This window comes from Acinetobacter sp. YH12155 (genome assembly GCF_013418255.1).
Lineage (GTDB): Bacteria > Pseudomonadota > Gammaproteobacteria > Pseudomonadales > Moraxellaceae > Acinetobacter > Acinetobacter indicus.
Genome location: NZ_VPCK01000002.1, coordinates 36755 through 49901, shown reverse-complemented (window position 1 = coordinate 49901; position 13147 = coordinate 36755). Strand labels below are relative to the sequence as shown.

Sequence of the window (13147 nt, the reverse complement as noted above, 5' to 3'; positions counted from 1 at the left end):
TATGTTGTATCTGGAAGATTTGAAGGTGGGTGATCACTTTGTCAGTCGTGACTACGAAATGACTTTAGACGAAATTCAGCAGTTTGCCCACCTGTATGACCCACAAATTTTCCATACCGATGTGCAGCAAGCCGCGCAGCATCCGGTATTTCAAGGCATTGCCGCCAGTGGCTGGCATACTGCCGCGGTAACCATGCGTTTATGGACCGAATGTTTTCCGGTGGCACATGGCCTGATTGGTTCAGAATCCAGTCTGCGCTGGCCGCGTCCGACCCGTCCGGGTGACCTGATTCATGTTGATGTTGAAATTACCGCCATCAGTCCATCAAAAACCAAGCTGGACCGTGGTCTGGTCAGTTATGTGACACAGGCCTTAAACCAGCATGGTGAAGTTTTACTGATTTCGACCACCAAAATTGTGGTGTTCCGGCGGGATGCACAGGTGGCCTAAGCAGTCATTTTGTCAAACAATTTTTCTAGTTTTCCGGTTTTTTTCATGCCAATATAGGCAAGCAAATTTAAAAAATAATACTCATTAGTGCAATGGACCGTGCATGAAAACACTTTTACCGCGTCAGGATCAGGGTGTTCCTGGTGTTTATGGCTTACTTATTCTGGATGTTGTTTCCCGTTGGGGATATAACGCTGAAACCTTTTTTGCTCCCTTCCATCTGACCACTGAACAACTGGCCGATCCTGACTTTCGGATTCCGACCAGCATGGCCAATGACATGGTCAAACATGCGCTGTATCTCACCGGTGAATCGACGCTGGGCTATCATTTAGGCACGCAAATGCGCATCTCGATTCATGGCTTTATCGGCTATGCGATTATGACTGCCAATGATATTAGTGATGCTTTAATGCTGGCCAACCGCTTTATTCAGCTGCGGATGCCCTTTTTACAGCTGTTTTTCTCTACCTTTGGTGAAAAAGCCACCCTGCAGCTGCAAGGTGAAATTGATCTGGAACCGCTCAGAACCGAAATTGCGATTGCACTGATTATTGGCATGATCACCATGGCCAAAGCCATTACCGGCATGGAGCATCTTTCTGGTGAAGTCGATTTTGATTTCCCGGAACCGCTGGGCTTTGAAAAATATGCAGCCAAATTCCCGAATCACAGTTTCCGTTTTGACCAGCCCTATCTGATCTTGAGTTTTGACAAGCAGTATTTGGGGCTGAAAATGATTCATGCCGATCCTATTGCCAGCCAGATTGCCATTAACCAGTGCGAAGCCGAACTTTCTGCCTTGGGTGAACGGCGCCGCCTGTCGATGCGCGTGCGCGATATTCTGACCAATTCCGAACAGCATTATTTAAGTATCGAGCATGTCGCCGACCAGCTGCATATGTCAGATCGCACCCTGAAACGCCAGCTGGCAGCCGAAGGTACCTCTTTTTCTACCCTGGTTGATGAAGTCCGTTACCGGCATGCCACCTCGCTGCTGTCACGTACCGATTACACCCTGGAACAGATTGCCGATGAACTGGGCTATAGCGATGTCGCCAATTTTAGCCGCGCCTTTAAGCGCTGGAGTGGCCGCAGTCCAAGCAACTGGCGTAAAGATCCGTATTTATAAAACTTTTGTTTTTCTGCAAAAGCATGTATAAACATGCCAAAAATGATTTAAATAGTTAAGGAGTCATCATGAATCACCCTTCAGAACTGAAATATGCACGTACACACGAATGGGTACGCATTGAAGGTGATCTTGTTGTTACAGGTATTTCTGATCATGCTCAAGATGCACTGGGCGATCTGGTCTATGTCGAAGCACCTGAAGTGGGCCAGCAAGTAACCGCAGGTGAACAGGCCGGCGTGGTGGAATCCGTAAAAACTGCGTCTGACATTCACGCGCCAGTATCCGGCACAGTGGTTGAAATTAACCCGGCGCTGGAAGATGACCCGGATTTTGTGAATGATGAGCCGTATGGCAAAGGCTGGATTTATAAAATCAAGCCAGACAACCTGGCCGATGTCGAAAAACTGCTTTCAAGCAGCGAATATGAAGCCGGCTTATAAAAAATAATCTTACAAGAAGATCAGCCTACGGGCTGATTTTTTTAGCTCAAAACCCTATTAAATGAATATAATTATCACAATAAGATAATTTTATTAATTAAATTTATTAAATAACATTAAAATTTACATAAATTATAGCAATACTATATTTTTACCACAAAATAATTTAAGATAGCCTTGTCTCTCCCATGTACCAATAGCGGCAGATCAGCACAACAACAAATGCCCTATTGATCCCAGCACAAAGGTTTAATATGTCAAATACCGCGTCACAGCCTTTATGGAACAAACCTTTTCTTCTGTGTTTTTCCAATAACCTGTTTCTGTTTATTTTCTATTTTGCCCAGACCACCATTTTGCCAATTTATATCCTGAATGAGCTGAACGGTTCACTGGCACAGGCCGGTCTGGCCATGACCCTGTTTATGGTATCTTCTATTCTGGTTCGGCCATTTAGCGGGTTGATTATTGAAAAGCTGGGCCGTAAAAAGACCTTGTTCCTGTCCGAAAGCATGTTCTGCCTGCTGTCTTTTGCCTATATTTTTGCTGACAACCTGACCCTGCTGCTGATCATCCGTTTTATTCATGGTATCTGGTTCAGTATTTTAACCACCGTTACTGTGCCAATTGCCAATGACTTTATTCCGGAGCAACGTAAAGGCGAAGGCATGGGCTATTTTGTCATGTCGGTGAATTTAGGGATTGTCCTCGGACCTTTGCTGGGTATTTCCTTAATCCAGACCTGGTCCTATAGCATTATCGCGACTGTGCTGGCGGTGATTATCAGCCTGGGCTTTGCCTTCTGTTTTATGATTCCGCTACGTGAGCCAGAAAAAACCGATACTGCTGCAACTGTTCGCCGTAAGCTATCGCTGCATGACTTTATGGAGAAAAAGGCTTTAACAGTTTCAGTGATGGCGATGCTGGTGGCCTTTTCCTATGCCAGCATCATGTCTTTTATTTCCACCTATGCCGAAGAAAAAGACCTGCTCAGTTATGCTAGCATGTTCTTTATTGTGTTTGCTATTTCCATGATGAGCCTGCGCCCGATTACCGGGAAAATTTATGACCGTTATGGTCCGCGCTATGTGATTTATCCTTCAATCTTAATGTTTGCCGCAGGTCTGGCATTGCTCAGCCAGATGCAGGGTGTGGTCAGTTTTATGGTCTCTGCGATCTTTATTGGGATGGGATTCGGCACCTTGCAACCATGTTTACAAACCTTGGCGATTCAGCGCGCGCCTAAATCGCGGATTGGCCATGCCACCTCAACTTTCTTCACCTGCTACGATATTGGCATTGCCCTCGGTTCGCTGCTGGTCGGCTTACTGATTAGCTGGCAAGGCTATAGCATCACCTATCTGGTCTGTGCCGGGGTGGTGTTGTCGAGTCTGGTCTTTTATAAATTTGTGGTTAATCGCCCAGCCACCGCTTAAATTAAAAAAAACGCCCAATTTGGGCGTTTTTTTAAAGCGATACTAGATAAATTGCAGCTTAAGCACTCTGTTGAGGAGCAGATTCCGTATCTTCATCTTCCGGTTTTGGTTCTTCCAGCATGCTAAAGCTCATAGCTGCCGAAGCTTCGCTTGGCCGGTTACTTTTCAGCTTGATCTGTAAGCGCAATTCATTCATCGAGTCGGCATTACGAATTGCTTCTTCATAGGAAATTGCACCTTCGTTATACAGATCAAATAAAGCCTGATCAAACGTCTGCATGCCCAGTTCACGCGATTTGCCCATAATCGACTTTAACTCATGGAACTGGCCTTTTAAAATCAGTTCAGAAATCAGCGGCGTATTCAGCATAATCTCGACTGCCGCACGGCGCCCTTTACCATCTTCGGTACGCACCAGACGCTGGGAAATAATGGCCTTCATATTGGATGACAGATCCATCAGCAGCTGGTTACGGCGTTCTTCCGGGAAAAAGTTGATAATCCTGTCCAGCGTCTGGTTGGCGTTATTGGCATGCAAGGTGCCCAAACATAAATGCCCGGTTTCGGCAAAGGCAATCGCGTGTTCCATGGTTTCGGTATCACGAATCTCGCCAATTAAAATTACATCCGGTGCCTGACGCAAGGTATTTTTCAGCGCATTGTGCCAGGAATGGCTGTCGACCCCGACTTCGCGATGGGTAATCATTGACTTCTTATGCTTGTGCACATATTCCACCGGGTCTTCCACGGTAATAATATGCCCGGCTGAATTTTCATTACGATGATCAATCATCGCCGCCAAAGAGGTCGATTTACCTGAACCGGTTCCCCCCACCACCAGCACCAGACCACGCTTTTCCATAATAATATGCTTCAGCGATTCCGGCAGTTTCAGCTGGCTAAAGTTTGGAATTTCCGCGCTAATGGTTCGAATCACCATCCCGACATGCAGCTGCTGTTGAAACACATTGACCCGAAAACGCGATACCTCCGGCACACTAATGGCAAAGTTGCATTCCAGATCAGTTTCAAACTCGCTACGCTGTTTTTCATTCATGAGGCTGTAGGCAAACAGCTTGGTTTTTTCTGCAGTCAGCGCCTGTTGTCCCAGCGCTTTCATCATGCCCTGATGTTTAATGCTCGGTGGAAAATCTGCGGTAATAAATAAATCTGATCCCCCAAACTCAACCACTTTGCTGAGCATATGAAACATAAATTTACGCGCATCTTCGAGTAATTCTGCACTGTACATCATCAATTATTCACTATCTGTTCTGTCATCATTTTTGACCCCAACGCGCCGGTATTCAACCGATTGGCAGCGCTGAGCATGTTGTCGATATTGCATCAATCATCCTGATTTCACAATCAATAAAAATTTCAACTTATTCAAAAAATTCAAGATAATCTGCCAATTTCATCAAACTTTTCTATTTTAATTTTAAGGTGCTGATAAAAAATAAGCCCCTGAGGTTCAGGGGCTATTCATTCAATACAATTGCAGTTTAAGCACTACGTTTTAACGGTCGTAAGACCAGTTCTTGTGCGACCTGAAACAGTAACTGTTCAGTCTTGTTCCAGCCTAAACAGCCATCGGTCACGGACTGGCCATAGGTCATCTGATCCGAGATTTTCTGTTGTCCATCGACCAGATGACTTTCCAGCATGACACCGCGAACCTGAGTCTGTGCACGCTCTGCCACAATGGTTTTTAACACCTCTGGTTGTAATAACGGATTTTTACTGCTGTTGCCATGACTGCAATCAATCACCAGCGCTGGCATCTCGCCTTTGACTTTGGCTTTGATTTTTTCAATTTCAGCCAGCTGGTAGTTCGGGCCAATATTGGCGCCACGTAAAATCAGATGTGCTTTCGGGTTGCCCTGTGATTCTAAAATACACGGTAAACCTTGCTGGCTCATGCCTAAGAACTGATGCGGATGTGAAGCCGATTGAATTGCGTCTAAAGCAATTTGTACCGAACCATCGGTACCATTTTTGAAGCCAATGCTGTACGGCATGTGGCTAGAAATTTCACGGTGAATCTGAGATTCACTGGTACGCGCGCCAATCGCACCCCAGGCCAGTAAATCGTCAAAGTAGGCCGTTGCCATCGGGCTTAGAATTTCCGAGGCAATAGGCAGCCCCATTTCAATAATTTGCAAGTACAGTTCACGTGACTTTTCCAGTCCCAATTGCATATTGGATGAACCGTTTAATTCTGGATCGTATAAGAAGCCTTTCCAGCCAACCGTGGTGCGCGGTTTTTCGATATAGGCGCGCATTACCAGGAAAATCTGGTCTGCCACCTGGCTTTGCAGTTGTTGTAATTTTTGTGCGTATTCCAGTGCTGCCGCAGGATCATGGATGGAGCATGGGCCGGTAATCACCAGCAAACGTGAATCGATACCGTTAAGAATATTCTGAATGGTTTGACGCTGCTCGGCAATTTGCTGTGCCAGCGCGCCAGAAAGCGGCAATTGTGCCTTGAGCTGATAAGGTAAGCTTAAAATTGTTTCTTTGGCTGAAGATTGTTGTAATGCAGTATTTAAAGCGTTCATTGATTCTTCCTTTGGACTGTGGTTTGACAGTCCGAACTTTTATTTGAGCGATATGGGTCTAATACAGGTCAGGTTGGTCATAGCTTGACTAAAGTAAAACCAATAAAAGTTGCTAAAGTATGAATAGTTAAATGTACGCATGAGAATCTCCAAAAGATTGATTAAATTCAAGATATAAAAAAACCTGATCAGGGTTGCCGATCAGGTATCAACTGGTGGGCAACCTTATTTTGCCCGAACGCGTTCAGGCAATTATCTAAACTGCCAGAAGTAATAGTATGCGTTTGAGATTACAGGTTGCTTTAACATCTTTATTTCTTCAAAAAAGTATGTGTCTGAAAAATAAAATACGCGCTATTTCCAGCTTTGACAATAGTTTTCTGGATGTTTTTTAGCATTCTTCCGGATTTCCTTTCACATTTAGCAAAACACAGCTTTCCTCCAATTGATCTCCTATCTTCCGGGTTAAATCACGTCGAAAGACTCAAATTACTTTTGGATAAAAAATTATCCGCATTAAAATTACCTTCTATTGGATATTTACAGTCAAAACACCACCATTAAAAACCTTTTAAAATCATTAACTAATTCATTAAAAATCATAGCCCACCCACCATCATTTACAAAAAGTTACAATTATATTTCTTCCTATTCACCAATAAAACACAAAACAATATTTTATAAATATCATTACTTTAATTTATCATTAAGCCTGATTTGAGTTATAAGTTACGAAATGCGTAATCATATTACGTATTGAACAAAGATTAACTCTTGCTAAGATATTTTCATCTGGAACTCCCTGATTTCAGGAAATTCCTGCAAAAACAACAAGTGAAGCAATTGGATTGCTCACCATACATGAGGATGGAACATGCACAACTTAGCTAACCCTTTAGAGCTATGCGGATTTGAATTTATTGAGTTTGTCTCGGAAAATGGCGCTCTGGATTCAGTTTTTCAAACGCTCGGTTTTACCCAAGTGGCTAAGCACAAATCCAAAAATGTCTACTTATGGCGTCAGGGCGACATCAATATCATTCTGAACTATCAGCCAGAATCCTATGCATCGTATTTCTTTAATGAACATGGTCCATCGGCCTGTGCCATGGGCTTTAAGACCAAAAATGCAACCCGTGCCTATCAGAAAGCGCTCGAACTCGGTGCCGAACCAATCAAAAACGTGATTGGTCCTATGGAACTGAATATTCCAGCGATTAAAGGCATTGGTGGCTCACCAATCTTTCTGGTCGACTGCGATATTTATCAGCAGGATTTCGAGTTCTTTGAAGGTGTTGATCCGCGCCCGGTGGGTACTGGTTTAAAAGAAATTGACCATTTAACCCATAATGTCTACAAAGGCCGGATGCAGTACTGGGCCAATTTCTATGAAAAAATCTTTAATTTCCAGGAAATCCGCTACTTTGATATTAAAGGTGAATACACCGGCCTGACCTCAAAAGCGCTGACTGCACCAGATGGCAAAATCCGTATTCCACTGAATGAAGACTCGGACAAAGGTAACGGACAAATTGCCGAGTTCCTGTCGGAATTTAACGGCGAAGGCATTCAGCATATTGCCTTCTCAACCGATGACCTGCTAGCGACCTGGGACAAGCTCAAGGCCTTGGGCGCCAAGTTTATGACTCCACCGCCGGCAACCTATTATGAAATGCTGGCAGAACGTTTACCGGAACATGGCGAACCGACTGCAGAGCTGCAACAGCGTGGCATTTTGCTGGATGGCAATACCAAAGATGGTGAAAAACGCCTGCTGCTACAGATTTTCTCGGAAAATATGATTGGCCCGGTGTTCTTCGAATTTATTCAACGTAAAGCAGATGATGGCTTTGGCGAAGGAAACTTCAAAGCCCTGTTCGAATCGATTGAGCGCGACCAGATTAAACGTGGCGTGCTTGACGTCTCTGCCTGATTTTCAGGTGTTCTAAATCCCCACAACGCCGCTCTTGCACATGCGATTTGGCATGTGTCAGGGGTGACGCATGTTTAAATTTCAGCAATCACATCACCTGCGCCAAAACAATAACAACACAGTGATGTCGATTTTACATGGATGATAAAAGATGCAACAACATGATGGCAAACTACATAAGGGTTTGAGCAACCGGCATATTCAGCTCATTGCCCTCGGTGGCTCAATTGGCACCGGATTATTCCTCGGCATCTCCCAAACCATTAAACTGGCTGGCCCGTCGGTCATTCTGGGTTATGCCATTGCCGGCCTGATTGCATTTTTAATGATGCGTCAACTGGGTGAAATGATTGTCGAAGAACCGGTCAGCGGTTCTTTTAGTCATTTTGCCTATAAATACTGGGGCAAGTTTGCCGGCTTTATGTCGGGCTGGAATTACTGGGTACTGAATGTGCTGGTATGTATGGCCGAACTGAGTGCCATTGGCCTGTATATCCATTACTGGTGGCCGGAGATTCCGACCTGGGTCTCAGCACTGGGCTTCTTTATTTTTATTAATGTGATTAACCTGCTGCATGTCAAACTGTTTGGCGAAATGGAATTCTGGCTGGCGATTATTAAAGTGCTGGCGATTGTGGCCATGATTGCGTTTGGTAGCTATCTGCTGGCGTCCGGTAACGGCGGTCCGCAGGCGCATTTAAGCAATTTATGGGAACTTGGCGGCTTTTTCCCCAATGGTGTGATGGGCCTGGTGATGGCAATGGCCATGATCATGTTTGCCTTTGGCGGTATTGAGCTGGTCGGTATTGCCGCAGCAGAAACTGACAACCCGAAAAAGACCTTACCGAAAGCGGTCAATCAGATCGTATACCGGGTTTTATTATTCTACATTTTAACCCTGCTGATTATTCTGGCCTTATATCCATGGAACCAGATGGCACAAGGCGGCAGCCCGTTCGTGATGATGTTTGACTCCTTAGGCAGTCAAGGCGTTGCCACAGTATTGAATTTCGTGATCTTGACTGCTGCGGTGTCGGTCTATAACAGCACCAACTACTGTACCAGCCGTATGCTTTTAGGTCTTGCGGAACAAGGCAATGCGCCGAAGTTTTTAAGCAAAATCAATACACGCGGTATTCCGGTAAATGCGGTGATGGTTTCGGCCTTTTTCACCCTGCTCTGTGTGCTGCTGAATTACCTGTTCCCCGAAACGGCATTCAGCCTGTTGATGATGCTGGTGGTGGCAGCCATTGTGATTAACTGGGTGGTGATTTCCTATACCCATCTGAAATTTAAACGTCAGATGCTGGCGCAGCAACAGCAAACCCTGTTCCCAAGTATTGCCTATCCGTTTACCAATTACCTGTGTATTGCCTTTATGCTCGGTATCTTGGTGATTATGAGCCAGACCCCATCAATGCGTATTGCGGTCGGCCTGCTGCCGGTATGGATTGGCCTGTTATCGCTGGCCTATTACCTTAAACAGAAAAAACTGGCGCGCGATCCTGCGCTCATCAAAGCCAAAAGCTATTAATTCAGGAAGATTGTATGTTTCAACATGTCGATACCTATGCCGGCGATCCGATTCTGTCCCTGATGGAAGAATTCCAGCATGATCCGCGTCCGCATAAAGTTAATCTCAGTATCGGGCTGTATTATAACGAGGCCCAGCAGGTTCCGCAGTTGCGTGCCATCCAGCAGGCTTATCAGGACCTAAATGCCGAGCAGCAGAAGGTCAAACTGTACCTGCCAATGCAAGGTATGCCGGCTTATAACAGCGCCGTCCAAGCACTAATTTTTGGCGAAGATAGTCCGGCTTGTCAGGCCGGTCGTGTAGTGACCTTACAAACGCTGGGTGGTTCGGGCGCGCTAAAAGTGGCGGCAGATTTCTTAAAACGCTATTTCCCGGCCTCTGAATTATGGGTCAGCCGCCCGACCTGGGATAACCATATTGCGATTTTCCAGGGTGCCGGCATTCGCTGTCATGAATATCCGTATTTTGATCCGCATAGCGGTCAGGTGAACTTTGCTGCCATGCTGGATTGCCTGCAACAGCTGCCGGCGCAAAGTATTGTTCTGCTGCATCCCTGCTGTCATAACCCGACCGGTGCCGACTTATTGCCAGCGCAGTGGGATCAGCTGATTGAGCTACTGGCGCAGAAGCAGCTAATTCCGCTCTTGGATATGGCCTATCAGGGCTTCGCCGAAGATTTTCACGCAGATGCTTATGCCATCCGGGCGATGGACAGGGCCGGCCTGAATTTTCTGGTCAGCCATTCATTTTCCAAAATTTTCTCTTTATATGGCGAACGGGTTGGCAGCTTAAGTGCGGTCTGTGATGATGCCACCACCGCCCAAAGCGTGTTAGGCCAGCTGAAAGCCACCGTACGCCGGATTTATTCCAGCCCGCCGACTACCGGCGCGATGCTGATTCAGCATGTGTTACACACGCCGACGCTGTACCAAAGCTGGCAGGACGAACTGACCGAAATGCGTGAGCGCATTCAACAGATGCGTGAGCGTTTAAAACAGCAGCTCAAACTTGCCTTACCGGGGCAATATTTTGACTATCTGACCCGGCAGCGCGGCATGTTCAGCTATACTGGCTTGAGTGCAGCCCAAGTCGATCAGCTCAAGCAGGAGTTTGGTATTTATCTGGTGCGTAGTGGCCGGATGTGTGTGGCAGGACTCAACCAGAACAATGTTGATGCAGTGGCACATGCCATGGCACAGGTATTACAACATAGCGATACTGCACTCACTGCTTAAACCTCTGTTCCCTCGCAAATAAAAAACGGGCCATGTGCCCGTTTTTATATTTTTATATCGTAGAAATTTGAAGATTATAAAGCGGCTTTTAACATCTGCTTGGCTTCATGCTGATTGACAGCATTGCTAAATAAATAGCCCTGACCAAAATGGCAGCCAAACTGTTTCAGGGTTTCAAACTGCTCCTTGGTTTCAATGCCTTCGGCAATAATATCCAAGGACAAAACCGGCCCTAACTTGATAATCGCTTCGACAATGGCCTGAATTGATTTATCACTATTGATGCGGTTGACGAAATCACAGTCAATTTTCAGGCTATCTACCGGATAATCACGTAAATGGGTTAAGGAGGAATGTCCGGTGCCAAAATCATCCAGCGAAATGCGAATACCGGCCTGTTTCAGTTTATGGATGGTACGAATCACACATTCAGAGCCACGCTCGGCCAGTGATTGCTCGGTAATTTCAATTTCAATTAATTGTGCCGGAATCTGATAATGCTGCATCCGTTTTAACAGCACTTCTGCGTAGTTATCGCGCATCAATTCCACCGGCGAGGCATTAATTGACACCGGCACCGTCTGTAAGCCCTGTTTGATCCAGCTTTGCAAATCACTAAAAATGGCCTGCTGCATCAATTCACTGATTTTTGTAGTCAGCTCATAATCGCTAAAGGCTTCTAGCAGCTCTTTCGGATAACGGTAACGCTGCTGTGCATCCTGCCAGCGTAATAAAGCCTCAAAGCCAATCAGCTCACCGGTTTCAATACACACTTTCGGCTGATAAAACGGTACAATCCGCTGTTCACGAATAATCATGCGTGCAGTCTGCAACTGCTCTGCCTTGCTCTGGACCGCCGCCAGCATAGAATGATCAAACATGCGGATGCCACCGCGGCCACCGGCTTTCAGGTCATTCAGCGCGGTATCGGCACATTTCATCAGTTCGGGAATTTCTCTGGCATCTTTGGGATACATCGAACAGCCAATGCTCATGCCGCAGTTAATGACCCGGCCGCTATAAGTAATGGGTGCATCCAGCAGTTTGGCAAACTTCTTGGCCAGTTCAATCAGCTGCTGTTCATTTTCAACCGAATGCACCACCACGGCAAACTCATCACCACCCAGGCGCGCAATACTGACCTGTTCTGAAATATATTTTTGAAAGCGTTTGGACAATACTTTTAATAAATGATCGCCGGCCTGATGGCCCAGGGTATCGTTAATATTTTTAAAATGATCCAGGTCAATCAGCATGACCCCAACCAATGTGCGGGTTTCTTTGGCGACCTGAATTGCCTGTTTGGTTTTTTTCCGGAAAGTTCGGCGGTTAATCAGCTTGGTCAGATCATCGACTTCACTGCTGAGTCTTAATTTATCTTCGGCAATTTTTTGCAAGGTCACATCACGCGACACACATAAAATACTGGTGGTTTCGCCGTGTTCGTTCAGCATTGGGATCAGCATATTGTCCCAGTATTTCACTTCATCCTGATTAATGCTCATACCCGGGAAACGGGAATTTTTGCCTTTAATCGCCTCACGAATGGCCTGCTGACCTTTTTCACGAGCTTCGGGTGGTAACAGGTCAAGCCATTTCATGCCGAAATTCTTTTCCCGCTCTTTGCCCAGCAACGCCTGGCAACCTGAACGGTTCATATGCGACAGCGAGCCATCCGGTTTGACAATCTTGATACAGTCAACACTGACATCCAGCATATGGGTGTGGGCACGTAAGGTATCTTTGGTTTCCCTATATTTCACTGCACTGTCATGAATATTGGTACAGCTGATCATCCACTGGTCACAACCCTCGAGCTGCTGCGAATTTCGGGCAATTAACAAAAACCAGTGATAGCGCTGCTGGCGATCCCGAATCCGGCATTCTTTTTCAAAACTCTGACCACTTTTTTGCGCACTTTCCCATAAAAAACACAGATGCTCGGCATCTTCCGGGTGAATGGCATTCAGCCAGCTTTGAGCAGTCAGGCTTTGCTCATCTGAAGCAAGATACTGTTTAAAATTAGAATTATATAGATGATGTCCGGCTGAACTAACCCAAATCAGTTGTGGCATCATTTCAATGGCGCGAATAAAGTCTTTCTGAAAAGGAGATTTCTCAAGTTTAGGCGTGACCTGTTTGGACTTGTCTTTTAATACCTCAAGCAGATTAATATGACTCATATCGCATTTTCCAAGTTATAGTGCCAATAAGATCACACTTCTATACAAATATGTATTATAAGAGCTATAAAAATTATTTTTAACCCACGGTAAATAAAAATACCCAGTTTTTGTATATTCTTTTTGTAATTAAAATGGCTTAAAAATATACAATTTTCTATGCATATTCCTGACTTTAAGCATGCAGCCTAGTTCTACTTTGTAGCGAGACTGGGCAATTTTGATAGAAAAAAGATATC

The 13147-nt window shown here is 45.4% G+C and carries 10 protein-coding genes; 7 read left to right on the top strand and 3 right to left on the bottom strand.

Going from position 1 to position 13147, the window contains the following annotated elements:
• Position 1: 1 nt before the first annotated feature.
• From FTU86_RS01675 to FTU86_RS01660, 4 genes are all read left to right on the top strand, one after another.
• Positions 2–451: a MaoC family dehydratase gene (locus FTU86_RS01675; RefSeq protein ID WP_180036374.1), complete on the top strand. Its 450-nt coding sequence runs from the start codon at positions 2–4 to the stop codon at positions 449–451.
• A 103-nt stretch (positions 452–554) separates the two neighbouring features.
• On the top strand, positions 555–1583 hold the full coding sequence (locus tag FTU86_RS01670; protein ID WP_005178175.1) for an AraC family transcriptional regulator: 1029 nt from the start codon (positions 555–557) through the stop codon (positions 1581–1583).
• 68 nt (positions 1584–1651) lie between these two features.
• Entirely contained in the window at positions 1652–2026 is a 375-nt protein-coding gene (gcvH, locus tag FTU86_RS01665) for a glycine cleavage system protein GcvH (RefSeq protein WP_005178176.1), read from the top strand.
• A gap of 254 nt (positions 2027–2280) precedes the next feature.
• Entirely contained in the window at positions 2281–3462 is a 1182-nt protein-coding gene (locus FTU86_RS01660) for an MFS transporter (RefSeq protein ID WP_104488898.1), read from the top strand.
• Between the two features lie 58 nt (positions 3463–3520).
• Here FTU86_RS01660 and FTU86_RS01655 read toward each other — a convergent pair whose 3' ends face one another.
• Both FTU86_RS01655 and FTU86_RS01650 read right to left on the bottom strand, forming a co-directional pair.
• Positions 3521–4714: a PilT/PilU family type 4a pilus ATPase gene (locus FTU86_RS01655; RefSeq protein ID WP_045794791.1), complete on the bottom strand. Its 1194-nt coding sequence runs from the start codon at positions 4712–4714 to the stop codon at positions 3521–3523.
• Positions 4715–4967: 253 nt separating this feature from the next.
• Positions 4968–6023 carry a 3-deoxy-7-phosphoheptulonate synthase gene (locus tag FTU86_RS01650; RefSeq protein ID WP_104470163.1) on the bottom strand — a complete coding sequence of 352 codons (1056 nt, stop codon included), beginning with the start codon at positions 6021–6023 and terminating at the stop codon, positions 4968–4970.
• An 874-nt stretch (positions 6024–6897) separates the two neighbouring features.
• Here FTU86_RS01650 and hppD point away from each other — a divergent pair.
• The 3 genes from hppD (at position 6898) to FTU86_RS01635 (ending at position 10725) form a co-directional block, all read left to right on the top strand.
• The gene (hppD, locus tag FTU86_RS01645) at positions 6898–7956 is read left to right on the top strand and encodes a 4-hydroxyphenylpyruvate dioxygenase (protein WP_016658083.1); all 1059 of its coding nucleotides are present in this window, start codon (positions 6898–6900) and stop codon (positions 7954–7956) included.
• Positions 7957–8107: 151 nt separating this feature from the next.
• On the top strand, positions 8108–9490 hold the full coding sequence (locus FTU86_RS01640; protein ID WP_168397687.1) for an amino acid permease: 1383 nt from the start codon (positions 8108–8110) through the stop codon (positions 9488–9490).
• A 14-nt stretch (positions 9491–9504) separates the two neighbouring features.
• On the top strand, positions 9505–10725 hold the full coding sequence (locus FTU86_RS01635) for an amino acid aminotransferase (protein WP_180036375.1): 1221 nt from the start codon (positions 9505–9507) through the stop codon (positions 10723–10725).
• A gap of 74 nt (positions 10726–10799) precedes the next feature.
• Here FTU86_RS01635 and FTU86_RS01630 read toward each other — a convergent pair whose 3' ends face one another.
• Positions 10800–12908 (bottom strand): EAL domain-containing protein, encoded by a 2109-nt coding sequence (locus FTU86_RS01630; RefSeq protein WP_180036376.1) that lies wholly within the window; start codon positions 12906–12908, stop codon positions 10800–10802.
• Between the last annotated feature and the right edge of the window lie 239 nt (positions 12909–13147).